General features: G+C 64.8%; 14 protein-coding genes. 3 read left to right on the top strand and 11 right to left on the bottom strand.

What is annotated here, in order from left to right:
- Window positions 1-36: 36 nt before the first annotated feature.
- A complete protein-coding gene (locus CDV44_RS05525; protein WP_140413448.1) occupies window positions 37-552 on the top strand; it encodes a tetratricopeptide repeat protein in 516 nt (171 codons plus the stop codon).
- Between the two features lie 25 nt (window positions 553-577).
- Window positions 578-1,480, top strand: a complete 903-nt coding sequence (locus CDV44_RS05520) for a hypothetical protein (RefSeq protein WP_087687008.1) — start codon at window positions 578-580, stop codon at window positions 1,478-1,480.
- 27 nt (window positions 1,481-1,507) lie between these two features.
- Here CDV44_RS05520 and CDV44_RS05515 read toward each other — a convergent pair whose 3' ends face one another.
- Genes CDV44_RS05515 through CDV44_RS05505 form a run of 3 tightly spaced genes read right to left on the bottom strand, consistent with a single transcriptional unit; the run spans window position 1,508 to window position 5,122 of the window.
- Window positions 1,508-1,954, bottom strand: coding sequence for a group II truncated hemoglobin (locus CDV44_RS05515; protein WP_058378118.1), 447 nt, complete (start codon window positions 1,952-1,954; stop codon window positions 1,508-1,510).
- Window positions 1,955-1,989: 35 nt separating this feature from the next.
- Window positions 1,990-4,539: an ABC transporter permease gene (locus CDV44_RS05510; protein WP_249277410.1), complete on the bottom strand. Its 2,550-nt coding sequence runs from the start codon at window positions 4,537-4,539 to the stop codon at window positions 1,990-1,992.
- Complete coding sequence (locus CDV44_RS05505; protein ID WP_058378117.1) at window positions 4,526-5,122, bottom strand: DUF4126 domain-containing protein; 597 nt, start codon at window positions 5,120-5,122, stop codon at window positions 4,526-4,528. Before CDV44_RS05505 ends, CDV44_RS05510 begins: the two co-directional genes overlap by 14 nt.
- On the opposite strand from CDV44_RS05505, the gene CDV44_RS05500 reads away from it, so the two are divergent.
- Entirely contained in the window at window positions 5,121-5,375 is a 255-nt protein-coding gene (locus CDV44_RS05500; protein WP_087687007.1) for a hypothetical protein, read from the top strand. The genes CDV44_RS05505 and CDV44_RS05500 overlap by 2 nt on opposite strands.
- A 21-nt stretch (window positions 5,376-5,396) precedes the next feature.
- Here CDV44_RS05500 and sugE read toward each other — a convergent pair whose 3' ends face one another.
- The 8 genes from sugE to CDV44_RS05460 all read right to left on the bottom strand — a co-directional run bounded on the left by sugE (window position 5,397) and on the right by CDV44_RS05460 (window position 15,676).
- The gene (gene sugE, locus CDV44_RS05495) at window positions 5,397-5,714 is read right to left on the bottom strand and encodes a quaternary ammonium compound efflux SMR transporter SugE (RefSeq protein ID WP_058378116.1); all 318 of its coding nucleotides are present in this window, start codon (window positions 5,712-5,714) and stop codon (window positions 5,397-5,399) included.
- A gap of 211 nt (window positions 5,715-5,925) precedes the next feature.
- Complete coding sequence (gene kdpE / locus CDV44_RS05490) at window positions 5,926-6,636, bottom strand: two-component system response regulator KdpE (protein WP_087687006.1); 711 nt, start codon at window positions 6,634-6,636, stop codon at window positions 5,926-5,928.
- Window positions 6,629-9,466, bottom strand: coding sequence for a sensor histidine kinase KdpD (locus CDV44_RS05485; RefSeq protein ID WP_087687254.1), 2,838 nt, complete (start codon window positions 9,464-9,466; stop codon window positions 6,629-6,631). Before CDV44_RS05485 ends, kdpE begins: the two co-directional genes overlap by 8 nt.
- 217 nt (window positions 9,467-9,683) lie before the next feature.
- Window positions 9,684-10,268, bottom strand: a complete 585-nt coding sequence (gene kdpC, locus CDV44_RS05480) for a potassium-transporting ATPase subunit KdpC (protein ID WP_087687005.1) — start codon at window positions 10,266-10,268, stop codon at window positions 9,684-9,686.
- A gap of 54 nt (window positions 10,269-10,322) precedes the next feature.
- Entirely contained in the window at window positions 10,323-12,449 is a 2,127-nt protein-coding gene (gene kdpB / locus CDV44_RS05475; protein ID WP_058378113.1) for a potassium-transporting ATPase subunit KdpB, read from the bottom strand.
- 28 nt (window positions 12,450-12,477) lie between these two features.
- Entirely contained in the window at window positions 12,478-14,283 is a 1,806-nt protein-coding gene (gene kdpA, locus CDV44_RS05470) for a potassium-transporting ATPase subunit KdpA (protein ID WP_087687004.1), read from the bottom strand.
- The gene (kdpF, locus tag CDV44_RS05465) at window positions 14,280-14,372 is read right to left on the bottom strand and encodes a K(+)-transporting ATPase subunit F (protein WP_064675054.1); all 93 of its coding nucleotides are present in this window, start codon (window positions 14,370-14,372) and stop codon (window positions 14,280-14,282) included. The genes kdpA and kdpF overlap by 4 nt, the downstream gene beginning before the upstream one ends.
- A 329-nt stretch (window positions 14,373-14,701) precedes the next feature.
- Window positions 14,702-15,676 (bottom strand): amino acid ABC transporter substrate-binding protein, encoded by a 975-nt coding sequence (locus CDV44_RS05460; RefSeq protein ID WP_087687253.1) that lies wholly within the window; start codon window positions 15,674-15,676, stop codon window positions 14,702-14,704.
- Between the last annotated feature and the right edge of the window lie 79 nt (window positions 15,677-15,755).

The raw sequence follows: 15,755 nt of genomic DNA, 5'->3' as shown, positions 1-15,755 counted from the left end.
GCAGTCGATGTGGCACGTCAACAGAAAGGAATCCAGATGAGACCAGAAGCCGCTCACAGTGCCCCCCATCGTCCCGAGTCGGCCGATACCGCGCAACCTCCTCGTAGCGAGTTGCCGGGCACCACGACGCCGAAGCCGCCGACGCGCGAATTGCCGAACGCAGCATTGCAAGAACTCGACGGCGATCCGGACGATCGGGCGTCCTTCCTGCATGCCTGTGCCCGATACGACGCGGGCGACCATGAAAGCACGGTCGCCCACCTGACGGCGCTCTTGCGCAAGCGCCCGTTGCATCTGGGTGCGCTCAAGCTGCTTGGCTATGCGCTGTATGCGCGCCAAGCGTACGCGCTGGCCGCGAGCCCGCTGATCACCGCCGCCATGCTTGACTCGGAAGACCCCGAGCCGGCGTACGTCGCCGCCTGCTGCCTTATCAAGACGCGAGACCCCGAACTGGCGCGAAGCCTATTGCAAGCGGTAGCGGAAATCAGTCGCCGCCTTCCGCTGCATGCCGAATTCGGCCTCCGGGCCCGGCAACTGCTCGCCACCCTCTGAACACCCCTCCCCCCGAGATATCGCTATGAATTTGAGCTTCAGCACACACCCTGCCTACATCGAACCCACAGTCAACACCGGCCATCCCGCCGCCAACGAGGCGGGCGCCGCCTCGTCAGGTATCGGCAGCGCGTTGACGCAGTTGCGAGACGGATTCACCGACCGAATCCGGCACTTCGCATCGAAATTGGCGAACGTGCAGCTTCTCGACCCGGCTCCGGAACGCCGGGAATGTCAGCATGCCATTGCCAAGGGAATGATCGGCACGGCGGCACGAATCATGAGCTTCGCGGTGCCATTTACGGACATGATGGAAGCGGAATTCGAGAGCGAAGAAGAGAGTTACCGCGAGTGGGTGCGCGTCGATGTCGCGTTGTCGATCGGCGTTTCCGGCGTGCTCAACGCGCTGGCGCAAATCGACCATTACCGAACCCACCCCGACGCCAAAGCCAGCGACATCAGTGGCATGACGTGGATGCACTGGCTGGCGAACAAGCGCGGGTACTCGGAGACTGCCCAAAAGCGTCTCGACACCGTCGAACACGTCGTCGGCATCGCCGTGGCCGGGGGCCTGGCTGTTGCGTCACAGGCCCACGCCCACAACTCGACCAAGCAGCGTACCGAAACCGCAGAGACATTCGACAGAGATCTGGGGATCGCGGCCACCGTGTCGATGATGACCGGCGCGGCCGGAGCCGCCTTCTACGACAGCAGCCGCAGCCTGCTCAACGCGCTACCCGAGTGGGCGAGTGACCTCAAGCGCCGGCTGTCCGGGGAAGACGCCCCGGCAGCCGTGCCCAAAGTGGATGAAACGCCCATCGAGCCAACGGCCGACCCCGCCACGGGCATCACCCGGGAGGTTGCCGTCGACATGCGGCATATCGACATTGGAAGTGGCGAGACCCCGGCAGCGCACACGCAGGTCTGACAGCGCGCAACGTCGGCAACGCTGGCGTTAACCTGCCCGGTTGCGCATCCAGTCGGCGGTGCCGTAGAACGCCTGCATGAGCCGTTCCTGAAGCGAGGCTTCCACACCGATGTCCTGCATGGCCAGAGCGATGCAGCGCAGCCACTGGTCGCGCTCGCTGCTGGCAATCGGGAACGGCAGGTGACGGGCACGCAGCATCGGATGGCCGAACCGCTCGATATAGTGGTTCGGGCCGCCGAGCCACCCGCACAGGAACCAGAACAGCTTGTCGCGCGAGCCATCCATCGATTCGGGATGCAGGCTGCGGATACCGGCGAATTCCGGCTCCAGGTCCATCAAATCGTAGAACCGGTCGACGAGTTCGCGTACGCGCGCTTCGCCGCCGAGCAAGGAGAACGCGGTCGGCTGCGCAGGCGTGTCCTGCGCATCGTCGTCCGCGATCGGGGAAGTTTGGGAGGAGTTTTCGGTCGTCATGGCCGCTATTGTGCCCGAGCGCTGAAACAAACGCCTTACACCTCGCGCAGCGTGCGCAGCGCCGACTGGCGCAACACCGCCCGCAGGCCGCTCCACCCGCCAGCCAGCGCACACAGCACGCCCGCCGCAATGCCCAGCAACGGCAGCCATGGGTTGAACGTCAGCGAGAACTCGAACACGTAGCGCGCGAGTGCCCAACCCAACGCCCCGGCACCGAACGCTGCCAGCAAACCAGCCAGCGCCCCCACCGTCACCAATTCCGCCAGATGCACGTCGCGCAACTGCCGCGACGACGCACCCAACGCGCGCAAGATGCCGCTCTCGCGCATGCGTTCGTCACGCGTGCCCGCGAGCGCCGCATAGAGCACCAGCACCCCCGCCGCGAGCGTGAACAGGAACAACGCCTGCACGGCATCGATCACCTGCGACAGAATCTGCTGAATCTGTGCGAGCAACGCGCCGGTATCGATCACCGTCACGTTGGGGAACTGGCGCACGAGCGCATCGGCCACGCTCTGCTGGGGCGCATCCAGATGGAACGACGTAATCCACGTCATCGGGAAGTCGCGCAATGCCGCCGGCGGCATGACCACGAAGAAATTCACCCGCATCGAACCCCAGTCGAGCTTGCGCAGGCTGGTAATCGGGGCATCGATCGTCTGTCCGGTCACTTCAAAACGCAGCGTGTCGCCCAACTTGAGGCCAAGCGTCTTCGCAATGCCCTCTTCCATCGAAATCTGCGGTGTCGTTGAATCGCCATACCACTGGCCGGCCGTCACGCGATTGCCGTCGGGCAATGCCGTCGTGTACGACAAATTGAATTCCCGCGCCGCCAGCCGTCGCGCCCGTTCCTCCGTGTAACGGTCACCCGTCACCGGCTGGCCGTTGATCGCCGTCATCCGCGCCCGGATCATCGGCGAGAGTTGCACGTCGGGCAAACCGGCCGCGCGCAGTTGGGCCAGCACCGGGGCATCCTGACCCGGTTGAATATCGATAACGAAGCGGTTGGGCGCATCGACCGGGCTCGACTGCCGCCAGCCCGCGACCAGATCGTTACGCGTGACGGCGAGCAGCAACAGCGCCATCAAGCCCAGCCCCAGCGCGACCACCTGCAAGGCGCTGCCGAGTCCACGGCGACGCAGCCCGGCCAGCGCATATCGCCAGCCGATTCCCCCCATCGCACCACCCACCGGACCACTGCGGCGTGCCCACGCGGCCAGCCCGCGAATCGCCAGCCACGCGAGCGCCGCGAACACGATCGCGCCCGCCACAAAGCCCCCCGCCACCATCGCCCCAAGGCGCAAATCACGGGCGGCAAAAAGCAACAGCGCAGCGAAGGCCAGCGCACTTGCCCCATAGGCGAGCCAGCCCTGACGACGCGCGCCGCCGACGACATCGCGGCGCAGCACATGCAGCGGTGCCACTTCAGACAGCGGCAACAGCGGCGGCAGGGCAAAGCCCAGCAACATCACCAGCGCGCTGGCGAGACCGAATGCCGCCGGACGCCACGTCGGCGCAGGCAGCCCTGCCGGAATCACATTCCCCAATTGGGCCAGCAACGCCCAGTGCGCGGCATAGCCGAGCGCCACGCCCAACACGCCCCCAATCAGCGCGAGACCAACGAATTCGAGTGTCACCATGCCGCGCAGCGAACCCCGCGACACGCCAAGGCAGCGCATGACAGCACACGCGTCGAGGTGCCGCTCGCTATACCGGCGCGCAGCAATACCGACGGCGACTGCGGCCAGCACGGCCGCCAGCAGCGCCACGAGCGAGAGGAAGCGTTCGGCCCGGTCGAGTGTCTGGCGCACTTGCGGCTGGCCTTCTTCGAGCGATTCGAGATGCACGCCACGGGCTTGCTCGGCCGCCGGCGCGGCCCATGTGCGGAATTGTCTGACCTGCGCGTCGGTCCCGGCAACGAGCAACCGGTAAGTGATGCGGCTGCCGAACTGCACGAGACCGGTCGACTGAAGTTCATCGAACCGCATCATGACGCGCGGTGCGAGCGACCCGAAGCCGTAGCCGCGATCCATTTCACGCGTGATGACGGCTGCGATGCGCAGCGAGCGGTTGCCCACGCGAACGTTATCGCCGGGTTTGACGTGCAGCGCGTCGAGCAGCGCGGCATCGACCCAGACCGTACCGGGCGCCGGGATATCGGCGGCTGGGGCGTCGGGCGTGTTGGCGGCGGCATCAGCCGCAGTGCGCACGCGTCCGCGCAACGGGTAGCCGTCGCTGACGGCCTTGAGCGAGGACAACCGGCTGGCGCCTGCCTGACCGTTCTCGCCGATGGCACTGGCCATGCTGGGAAAATTGGCGACGACCGCCGTGGCGAGCCCGTCGGCATGGGCCTGACGGGAGAAATCGGGAGTTAACGGCGCGTCGCTGCGAACGACGAGATCGGCGGCGAGCATCTGGCGCGCATCGCGCTCAAGGCCGCCCTGCATACGATCGGAGAGAAAACCGACGCTGGAAAGCGCGCCGACGGCCAACAGCAGTGCCACGAGCAACAGGTGCAGCTCGCCTGCACGCCAGTCGCGCAGGAACATCCGCCACGACTGGCGGGCAACATCAGTGAACCCCATCGTTCCTCAATCCTTTGACCCGGGCCAGCACGGAGCGCCAGCCACGCCAGACACGCGGCAGCCACCACCACGCCAATACGACGAAAACCAGCAACATCAAGAGAAAGACGGCCGGCAGGAAGAATGCGAGCGCGAGACCGCCCACCGTGGAAACATCTTCGCCGGCTGAGGCCGCCACATTAGAGAAAGGTTCCGGCGATGTATTGATGAGTGCCCGGCTACCGGCCTTGGCCAGATGCGCCGTACTCGCCAATGCGCCCCCGGCCAGTCCGGCCAGCACGGTCACCGTCGGGTCCATCTGGCCGAGCGCCGCAGCGCCCAGCACGATGCCCGCCGGAATGCGAATGAACGTATGCACCGCATCCCATGCGCTGTCGACGAAGGGAATTTTGTCGGCGAAGAACTCGATCGCGGCCAGTACACCGGCCGCCGCCAACACCCACGTGGACGCCAGCACCGCCAGCGATGGCGGCAGATGCAACCACCCGAGACGCGCCGCCAGCCCTGCGCAGAACACCGTCAGGTATAACCGCAGGCCGCTGCCCCAGGACAGCCCTGCGCCAAGCGCAATCGATTCCAGCATGGTGACCCTCGCTGCCGCCGGTATGGCGGCGTCGTGCGATCACGCGCCTCGCACTGCCGGCGCGGTAACGGTGTTCAAGGTCGATGTCACCGGCATTTCGGATATTGCCGAGTTTGCCGACATCACCGGCATCGTCGTTACGGCGTCATTATGCCGCGCGTTGCGGCAACGCACCACCGGTGACATTTTTGGGGCCCGGCACGAGTGCCGTTCCGGCGGGCGCCGCGCGCGCCGGGGGGCGTTCGGCCCATAGGCGCCGGGGCACTTGCCGTGCTTACGCCGCGGTGAGCTTCAGGCCGACAAGCCCTGCCAGAATCAACGTGACGCTGGCGATGCGCGCCGCAGAGGCCGATTCGCCGAACAGGATGATGCCGAGAATGAAGGCGCCCACCGCGCCGATACCGGTCCAGATGGCATACGCCGTGCCCAGCGGCAGCGTGCGAACGGCCAGCGCCAGCAACCACACGCTGCCGACCATCGAGACGATGGTGAAAACGGACGGCACCAGCCGCGAAAAGCCTTGCGTGTACTTCAGACCGACGGCCCAAGCCACTTCCAGCAATCCCGCAAAGACGAGAAGGATCCAGGCCATGAATGACTCCGATGAATGGACAGATCGGGGTCGTCCCCGGAAGAAAGGTGAATCCGTGCACCGGGTCGTCCCGGCACGACGGGTTCCATCGGAAACCGAATCAAATTCGGATCATGGCCGCATGAGGCGGCCGACGGAACCCACGGATTTTAGCAAAGCAAGCGCCCTTCCGTAGGACGCCCTACCGGTGACATGGAATTGATGCGGGAGTCTACGCCGTCGTATCGACTTCCAGCCGGTACCCGACGCCCGTCTCGGTCAGGATGTGCTTCGGCTGCGCGGGGTCAGCCTCCAGCTTCTGGCGTAGATGGCCCATGTAGATGCGCAGATAGTGGTTGCTTTCGACGTGCGACGGCCCCCACACCTCCTTGAGCAATTGCCGGTGTGTGAGCACGCGTCCGGCATGGCGCACGAGCGTCACAAGCAAGCGGTATTCGATCGGCGTCAGATGCACGGCCTCACCGGCCCGCGTCACTTTTCGCCGTGCAAGATCGATGCTGATGTCGCCAAAGGCGAAGGCTTCGCCCAGCGTCTCGGAATTGCCGCCGCGATGATGGCGGCGCAACTGGGCGCGAATGCGCGCCAGCAGTTCGGATACCCCGAACGGTTTCGTCAGATAGTCATCGGCCCCCACGTCGAGCGCGACTACCTTTTCCGATTCTTCGTTGCGGGCGGACAGCACGATGATCGGCATATCCGTCCAGCCACGCACTTCGCGAATGACTTCCACGCCGTCGATGTCGGGCAGCCCGAGATCGACAATCAGCAGATCGGGTTTGCGCGTGGCGGCTTCGACCATGCCTTGGCGCCCGGCTTCCGCTTCGTGCACCACCATGCCTTCGGCTTCCAGCGAGGTGCGCAGAAACCGGCGGATCTGGCGTTCGTCTTCAATCACCACGATGGTGATGGTCGGTTCACTCATAACTTTTTGTGACCTTGGCGTCAGGCGAGGCTGGCGGTTCAGGTGATTCAGGTAACTCGGAAAGATCGTGGTTCAACCCGGATTCCCCCGACGACTCGTTCATGTCAGGCACTTCCGGCTCGACGGGAGGCGTTTCCACCGGCAGCGTGAAACTGAAACGCGCGCCGTGACCCTGCGGCACGTTGGCGGCCTCGATTCTACCGCCGTGCGCTTCCACGATGGCGCGGCAGATCGCGAGCCCCAAACCGATCCCCGGCTTGGCCGACTCTTTCTCGCCGCGCATGAATTTCTCGAAGATGCGCCCCTCCATCCCGACCGGCAGTCCCGGCCCGTCGTCGCTCACGCTGACTTCCACTTCATCGCCGAGCGTACGGGCGGCAATCTCGATGTGCGAGCCCGATGGCGAGTATTTGGCCGCGTTTTCCAGCAAGTTGGTAAAGAGCCGCTCCAGCAACACGGCGTCGAAGCGCAGCAGCGGCAGATCCGCCGGCAACCGGGTACTGACCTCGTGCCCGGCCAACACCCGGCGGCACGCGCGCAACGACGTGCCGACCACTTCTTCGAGCATCTGCCACTGACGATTGAGCTGCACCCCGCCCGCCTGCAACTTCGCCATATCGAGCAGATTCGTCACGAGCCCCGTCATGCGCTGTGCTTCTTCGTGAATCGCGTCGACCAGCTCGGTGCGCAACGGCCCCGGCGTCTCGGCATTGCGGCTGAGCATGCTCGCAAAGCCGACGATGGACGTGAGCGGCGTGCGCAGATCATGCGAAATCGCCGACAGCAGCGAGTTGCGCAGCCGCTCGGACTCCATGGTCACCAGCGCATCCTGTGCAATCTCGACGTAATGCACGCGCTCAAGGGCCAAGGCAATTTGCGCGGCGAAGGTATCCAGCAAGCGGAGTTGCTCCGGCGTCGCAATCGCCCCCGTCGCGGGGTTGTCCGGCGCCACCACCAGCACCCCGCGCGTACGCATGGGGGCGCGCAATGGCAGGTAGTAGGCGTCCGACGCGGGCAACGTGTCGGTGCCCTGCCCGGCGGCCTGCTGACGGTCGTAGACCCATTGCGCGACATCCGTGTCGATATGCGCCGGCATGGTCTCGGCCTGTGCGTTCTCCACCGGCTGCCGCACGCTGCCTTGGCTATCGGGCAGCAGCAAAGCCACGCGCGCCTGAAACACTTCACGCACGTGACGCGAGCCGATCTCGATGATCTGCGGCGTCGTCAGCGCCGCCGCCAGTTCTCGCGCCATCGCATAGACCGCGCCGGTACGCCGCTCGCGCCAGGTCGCCAGGCGCGCCTGAAAACGCAGGCTCGTCGTCAGATGGCTGATGACAAGGGCCACCGTCAGCATGACGGCAAAGGTGAGCAGGTACTGCGTGTCCGAGACCGACAGCGACATCTTCGGCGGCACGAAGAAGAAGTCGAACGCGACCACCGACAGGAACGACGCCAGCACGCCTGGCCCACGGCCCAGCCGCATGGCCGCGATGATCACGCCCAGCAGGTAGAGCATGGCGATATTGGCGAGATCGAGAAACCGCGTCAGTTCCGCCGCCGCGAGCGACACCACCCCGCAAATGCCGACTGCCCACGCGTAAGCGCGCCACGGCCCGCCCACCAGTCCGAGTTCCGGCGCGGTATCGAACCAGTCGCGCCAGTCGCCCCGCACCACGCGCTTGTCGGCCGTCGCATCTCCCGCTGCCGGGCCGATCAGCACAACATCTACGCCTCTTGCGAGCCTTATCAAGGCTTCATGCAACGGCGTACGTGCGGTCCACCACCGGCGCGCGCCACTCGCCCCCACAACAATCTTCGACACGTTGCGCATCTGCGCGTAGGCGAGCAGCGTGGGCGCGGCATCCGCACCGTCGAGCGTCAGTGTCTCTGCGCCCAACTCCTGCGCCAGCTTGAGCGTGGCGTATGTGCCTTCGCGACGCACCTGCGACTGCCGCAAGATGGCTGGCGTTTCGACATGCACCGCCAGCCAGTCGGCCCGCAGGCTCGCTGCCAGCCGCGCCGCCGCACGCACAAGCGCCACACCTTCCGGGCCCGGTCCGATCGCGACCAGCAGGCGTTCGCGGGCTTGCCAGATATGACTGATCGACTGATCGGCGCGGTACTCGCGCATCTGCGCGTCCACCCGATCGGCCGTGCGGCGCAGCGCCAGTTCGCGCAAGGCAATCAGGTTGCCCTTGCGGAAGAAGTTGCGCACCGCCCGTTCGGCTTGCGCGGGCATGTACACCTTGCCCTCCCGCATGCGCTCGAGCAGTTCATCGGGCGGCAGGTCGACGAGTTTGACTTCGTCCGCCAGATCGAACACCCGGTCAGGCAACGTCTCCCAGACGCGAATGCCCGTAATCTGGCCGACCACATCGTTGAGCCGCTCCAGATGTTGCACGTTGAGCGTGGTGTACACGTCGATGCCGGCTACCAGCAATTCTTCGACGTCCTGCCAGCGCTTCATGTGACGCTCGCCGGGCACGTTCGCGTGGGCCAGTTCGTCCACCAGTGCGACGGCCGGTTTGCGCGCCAGCATGCCGTCGAGATCGAACTCGCGCAGCAGCCGCCCGCGATACTCCACCGACTTCTGCGGCAGGACTTCCAGCCCTTCGAGCATTTGGGCCGTCTCTTCGCGGCCGTGCGTCTCCAGCACCCCGACTACCACGTCGGTGCCTTCTTCGCGCAGCTTTCGCGCCGCTTGCAGCATGGCAAACGTCTTGCCGACCCCCGCCGACGCGCCAAAGAAAATCTTCAGCCGGCCGCGCTGCTCGCGTGCTTCGTCGCGTTGCAGTTTGTCGAGCAAGTCGTCGGGGTTCGGGCGTTCAATGCCAGCCATCGGATCAGTCCATCAGGAAGACTCACGCCATCTCGCCAGTTAGCGAGACCTGCGTAAAAATCGGTTCACGTGCCGTGCGCATTCCCTGCGCATCCGGTACCTCAGGCAAAGCAAAAACGGCACGCGTCGAGGGCGTGCCGCCAATCTACCGCACGCTGCCGGACAAGACCAGCGATTCGCCAGCCTGCCCGGCAGCGTTACCGGCTTTTCAGACGCTGCCGGATGCCAGCCCATCCAACGCCAGATTGAGCTTCAGAACATTCACCCGGGGCTCCCCGAAAATTCCCCATTGGCGCCCCTGCGTGTAGCGGGCGACGAGGGTTTGCACCGCATCCGGCGTCAGGCCACGCGCCTTAGCGACACGGCTGACCTGATAGGCCGCCGCCGCCGGGCTGATCTCAGGGTCGAGACCGCTGGCAGAAGCCGTCACCAGATCGGCCGGCACCGGCAGGGCTGCCGTCGGGTCGGCTTCGCGCAGCGCCGCGATACGGCCCTTCACGGCGTCGGCGAGTGCGGGATTGAGGGGGCCGTAGTTCGAGCCACCCGACGCGAGACCGTTGTCCGGCATCGGTGCCGTGGCCGACAGGCGGCCCCAGAAGTACTTCGGCTCGTCGAAGTTCTGCCCGATCAGCGATGAGCCGACCGGTTTGCCGTCCTTGTAGATCAGGCTGCCCGAAGCTTCGCGCGAAAACGCGACCCGGCCGATGCCGGTCACGACCAGCGGATACACCAGGCCCGTAATGACCGAGAGCACGACGAACAGGCTCAGCATCGGGCGTAACAGTGTTTTCATGACGTCTATTCCTTTGAGTTCTGCAATGACCAGGTGAGCACAAGCGCCCGCCGATCAGGCCCAGCCCATCGCGGCGATGATCATGTCGATCGCCTTGATGCCCACGAACGGCACGAGAATGCCGCCCAGCCCGTAAATCACGAGGTTGCGGCGCAGCAGCGTTGCCGCACCGAGCGGGCGATACTTCACGCCCTTGAGTGCCAGCGGAATCAGCACCACGATGATCAGCGCGTTGAAGATCACGGCCGACAAAATGGCCGACGACGGGCTGGCAAGGCGCATCACGTTCAACTGATCCAGTTGCGGATACGTGGTCGCAAACGCCGCCGGAATGATCGCGAAGTACTTCGCCACGTCGTTCGCAATCGAGAACGTGGTGAGACTGCCGCGCGTCATCAGCATCTGCTTGCCGATCTCGACGATCTCGATGAGCTTGGTCGGGTTCGAGTCCAGATCGACCATGTTGCCGGCCTCTTTCGCGGCCTGCGTCCCCGTGTTCATCGCCACGGCCACGTCGGCCTGCGCGAGCGCCGGGGCATCGTTGGTACCGTCGCCGGTCATCGCCACCAACTTGCCTTCCGCCTGATACTTGCGGATGGTCGCGAGCTTGGCTTCCGGCGTGGCTTCGGCGAGGAAGTCATCGACACCGGCTTCCGCCGCAATGGCTGCGGCCGTCAGGCGGTTGTCGCCCGTGACCATCAGCGTGGTAATGCCCATCTGACGAAGTTCGGCAAAGCGCTCCTTGATGCCGCCCTTGACCACGTCCTTCAACTCGATCACACCGAGTGCACGCGTGCCCTGCCCGTCTTGCTCGGCCACCACCAGCGGCGTGCTGCCGCGACGCGAAATCTCGTCGACCGACGTCGCCAGCGCCGCCGGCCACACACCGCCGGCCGACTCCACGTAACGCTTGACGGCCTCGGCAGCGCCCTTGCGAATCTGCTTGTCGGCCAGATCCACACCGCTCATGCGCGTCTGCGCCGAGAACGGGAGAAACACGGCGTGCAGGCCGGCCATCTCGCGCTCACGCAGATTGAAGCGTTGCTTGGCGAGCACCGTGATGCTGCGGCCTTCCGGTGTTTCGTCGGCCAGCGACGAGAGTTGCGCGGCGTCGGCCAGCGTGCGCTCGTCCACACCCGGGGCAGGCACGAACTGCGAGGCCTGACGATTGCCCAGCGTGATGGTGCCGGTCTTGTCGAGCAGCAGCACGTCGACGTCGCCCGCGGCTTCCACGGCACGGCCCGACGTGGCAATCACGTTGGCCTGCATCATGCGGCTCATGCCGGCCACACCGATGGCCGAGAGCAAGCCGCCGATGGTCGTCGGAATCAGGCACACGAGCAGCGCCACGAGCACGGTGATCGTGACCGGGTGTCCCGCCTGCGTGACCAGCACGCTGTAGATCGAATACGGCAACAGCGTGGCCGTCGCGAGCAACAGCACCAGCGTCAGGGCGACGAGCAGAATCGTCAGCGCGATTTCGTTCGGCGTCTTCTGGCGCTTGGCGCCTTCCACCATCGCGATCATGCGATCGAGAAACGCCTCGCCCGGGTTGACCGTCACTTTCATGACGATCCAGTCGGACAGCACACGCGTGCCGCCTGTGACCGCGGTGAAGTCACCGCCCGATTCGCGAATCACGGGCGCCGATTCCCCCGTAATGGCCGACTCGTCGACCGATGCCACGCCTTCGACCACTTCGCCGTCGGCGGGCACAACGTCGCCCGCTTCGACCAGCACGAAGTCGCCACGGCGCAGGCTGGCGCTGTCGATGACCAGACATTCGGCATCACGCGCCGCCGCGCGGAGTTGCTTGGCGGGCACGTTCTTCTTGGCCTGACGCAGCGATGCGGCCTGCGCCTTGCTGCGCCCTTCGGCCAGTGCCTCGGCGAAGTTTGCGAACAGCACCGTGAACCACAGCCACAACGTGATGGCGAGGATGAACGGCGCGCTGGCTTCGGCATGCCCCGCGAGGGCCATGCCGAACAGCACCGTGGTGAGAATGCTGCCGACGTACACCACGAACATCACCGGATTGCGCGCTTGCGTGAGCGGGTGAAGTTTGCGGAACGAGTCGACAATGGCCGGCTTCACGATCGAGGGGTCGAACATCGACTTCACAGCCGATGTATGACCCTCGCCGACCGGCCGGGTGACGGTATTACCTGCAGATTGATTCATGAGTGCCTCGAATGCCTCATTTCATTGTTCAATGCGCGCCGATCATCGCCAGATGTTCGGCGATCGGGCCCAGCGCGAGCGCCGGCACGTAGGTGAGCGCGCCCACCAGCAGCACGGTGCCGAGCAACAGCACGACAAAGAGCGGTCCGTGCGTGGGCAACGTGCCCGACGTGGCGGCAATGCGCTTCTTCGCGGCCAGACCACCGGCAATCGCCAGCACCGGCACGATCACCCAGAAGCGGCCGAACCACATCGCAATGGCCAGCGTGTTGTTGTAGAACGGCGTGTTGGCCGAGAGCCCCGCAAAGGCGCTGCCGTTGTTGTTCGCGGCCGAACTGAAGGCGTAGAGAATTTCAGAGAACCCGTGTGTCGCCGGGTTGGCCACCCCCACCTGACCGGCTTGCACCATCACGGCGAGCGCCGTGCCGAGCAGCACCAGCAGCGGCGTCATGAGCACGGCCACGGCGACCATCTTCATTTCGAACGCTTCGATCTTCTTGCCCAGATATTCCGGCGTGCGGCCGATCATCAGCCCCGCCACGAACACCGCGAGCATCGCGAAGACGAGCATGCCGTACAGGCCTGAACCCACCCCGCCGAAGACCACTTCGCCCAACTGCATCAACAGCATCGGCACCATGCCGCCCAGCGGTGTGAGCGAGTCGTGCATGGCGTTGACCGCACCGCACGACGCGGCCGTCGTCACCGTCGCAAAGATGCCCGACGCCACGATGCCGAAGCGCGTCTCCTTGCCTTCCATGTTGCCGCCCGACTGCGTCGCGCTGACTTGCTGATCGACCCCGAGCGTAGTGAGCACCGGGTTGCCGGCCTGCTCCGCCGAGACGGTGGCCACCGCCGCGATCGAAAACGCGATCGTCATGGCTGCGAGAATCGCAACGCCTTGGCGACGGTCACCGACCATGCGGCCGAACGTGAAGCACAGCGCCGCCGGGATCAGGAAGATCGCCAGAATTTGCAGGAAGTTCGACAGCGGCGTCGGGTTTTCATACGGGTGCGCCGAGTTGGCGTTGAAGAAACCGCCGCCGTTCGTACCGAGCATCTTGATCGCTTCTTGCGAGGCGACCGGACCCATCGGCAACGTCTGCGTGGACGTCACGGCCGGCTGCGTCACCGGCTTGCCTGCGGCGTCCATCTTCGGCTGACCGTCCGGACCGAGGACCGGATTGTCGTAGTGCGTGGCCTGCACCGTCGCGACGTCTTTGTAGGCGTCGAAGTTCTGAATCACGCCTTGGCTCATGAACGCGGCGGCAAACAGCACCGACAGCGGAATCAGCACATAGAACGTGATGCGGGTCATGTCGACCCAGAAGTTGCCGATCGTCTTCGCCGTATGACGCGCGAAGCCGCGAATGAGCGCCACCACCACCGCGATACCGGTGGCTGCGGACAGGAAGTTCTGTACCGCGAGGCCGAGCATCTGCGTGAGATAGCTCATCGTCGACTCGCCGGAATACCCCTGCCAGTTCGTGTTGGCCACGAAGCTGACGGCGGTGTTCATCGACGAATCGGGCGTGACCGGGCCGAACGCCTGCGGGTTGAGCGGCAGCCAGACTTGCCAGCGTTGCAGCGCGTAGACGGCAAACGCGCCCACGGCATTGAAGCCGATCAGAGCGATCGCGTAGGCGCGCCAGTGCATTTCCTTTTCGGGATCGATACCGCACAAGCGATAGAGGCCGCGCTCGACCGGGGCAAACCACCGGTTCACACGCGACTCGCCGGCGAGCACGTTGGCCATGAAGCGGCCAAGCGGGCGCGCCAGCACCAGTAGCACGACGAGAAATACGCCGAGCTGAATCCAGGCATTGAGTGTCATGCGAGATCCTCCGGCTTGAAGAGCGCGTAGACGAGATAAACGAGCAGCGCGAGCGTGAGTCCGCCGCTCAGCCAGTACATGGCTGTCATTGCTGCCCCCCTACCGACGCGCAAAACGCGACAAAGCCGACGGTCGCAGCGGTAAACACTGCCATCACGCCGAGATATAACCAATCCATGACAACTCCCTATCGTGTGGCGGCCGGCACACCACGGACGCGACGCGCCCTCGCATGCGCATGCCAGCCGTGATCTGAAAGATACGGATCGGCGCGTAAAGACGGGGACAAAAGGGGTAAAGACGGTGTAAACAACGTGTAAACGACAACGCCGCCGATATCGCTATCGGCGGGCGTTGTCGTTTGTTTTTGCGGGTTTTCGGGGAGCGCGCAGTCAGGTTGCCTGCTTCTCCCGGTGTATCACTCCGTGACCTGAGACCCCTCGCGCCAGACCTCGATCACTTCCTTGCTCGGTTCGAGATTCAGGTTGACGTTACGCGGCGGAATCGGCTGCTGGAACCACTTGTGCTGAATGCGGCGGATCTCGCCCGAGCTGAACACATGCGCCAGCGTCGTATCGACAAACTTCTTGAACTGCGGGTCGTCGCGACGCAGCATCAGCGCGTTCAACTCGGTTTCGAGCGGCGCGCCCACGATGGCGAAGTCCCCCGGTTCACGGGCCGTGGCGCGCAAACCGGCGAGCAGCACGTCGTCGAGGGCAAACGCCTTGGCGCGGCCGGTTTCGAGCGTCATCATCGATTCGCCATGGTCACGCGCCGGAATCACGCGAAAACCGCCCTTGTCGGCCTGAATACGTGCCAGACGCTCGCCGGTCGAACCGGCAGACGCCACGAGGTTCTGGCCCTTCAGATCTTCCAGACCGCGAATGTTGTCCTTCTTGTTGACCAGCAGGCGCACTTCCGACACGTAGTACGGGTGGCTGAAGCCCACTTGTTCCGCGCGCTCCGGCGTGATGGTGTTCGGGGCGCAGTCCAGATCGACCGTGCCGTTCTTCACCAGCGGAATGCGGTTCTGCGGCGTGATCGACATCTCACGCACTTTCAGGTTCGGCATGTTGAGCGCCGACTTGACCGCGTCGACCACGGCGTAGCACAGGTCCATGGTGTAACCGACGGGCTTGCCCTTGTCGTTCACATAGGCAAACGGGATCGCGGCTTCGCGATAACCCAGCGTAATGAGCCCCGTGTCGTGGATTTTCTTGAGCGTGCCCGTCAGATCGCCGTTGATCTTCGGCAGGGCAACCACTGCGACGTCAGACTTGGCGGCCTTTGCAGGCGCAGCGACCGCCGTAGAGACGCCAGAGAGGGTACCCAGCGCGGCAACGCTCACCGACAGACTGAGGGCGACGCGTCGGGCGACGACTTTCCAATTCATTTCATGCCAACCGTTCACAGCAAATTCCTATCGCATTAACAGCACGATAGCAATTTACAGAATTGCGCCGCCCGGCGCA

Source organism: Pandoraea sp. PE-S2R-1, from assembly GCF_002179865.1.
Taxonomy (GTDB): domain Bacteria; phylum Pseudomonadota; class Gammaproteobacteria; order Burkholderiales; family Burkholderiaceae; genus Pandoraea.
This window is presented reverse-complemented; position numbering and strand designations above follow the sequence as displayed.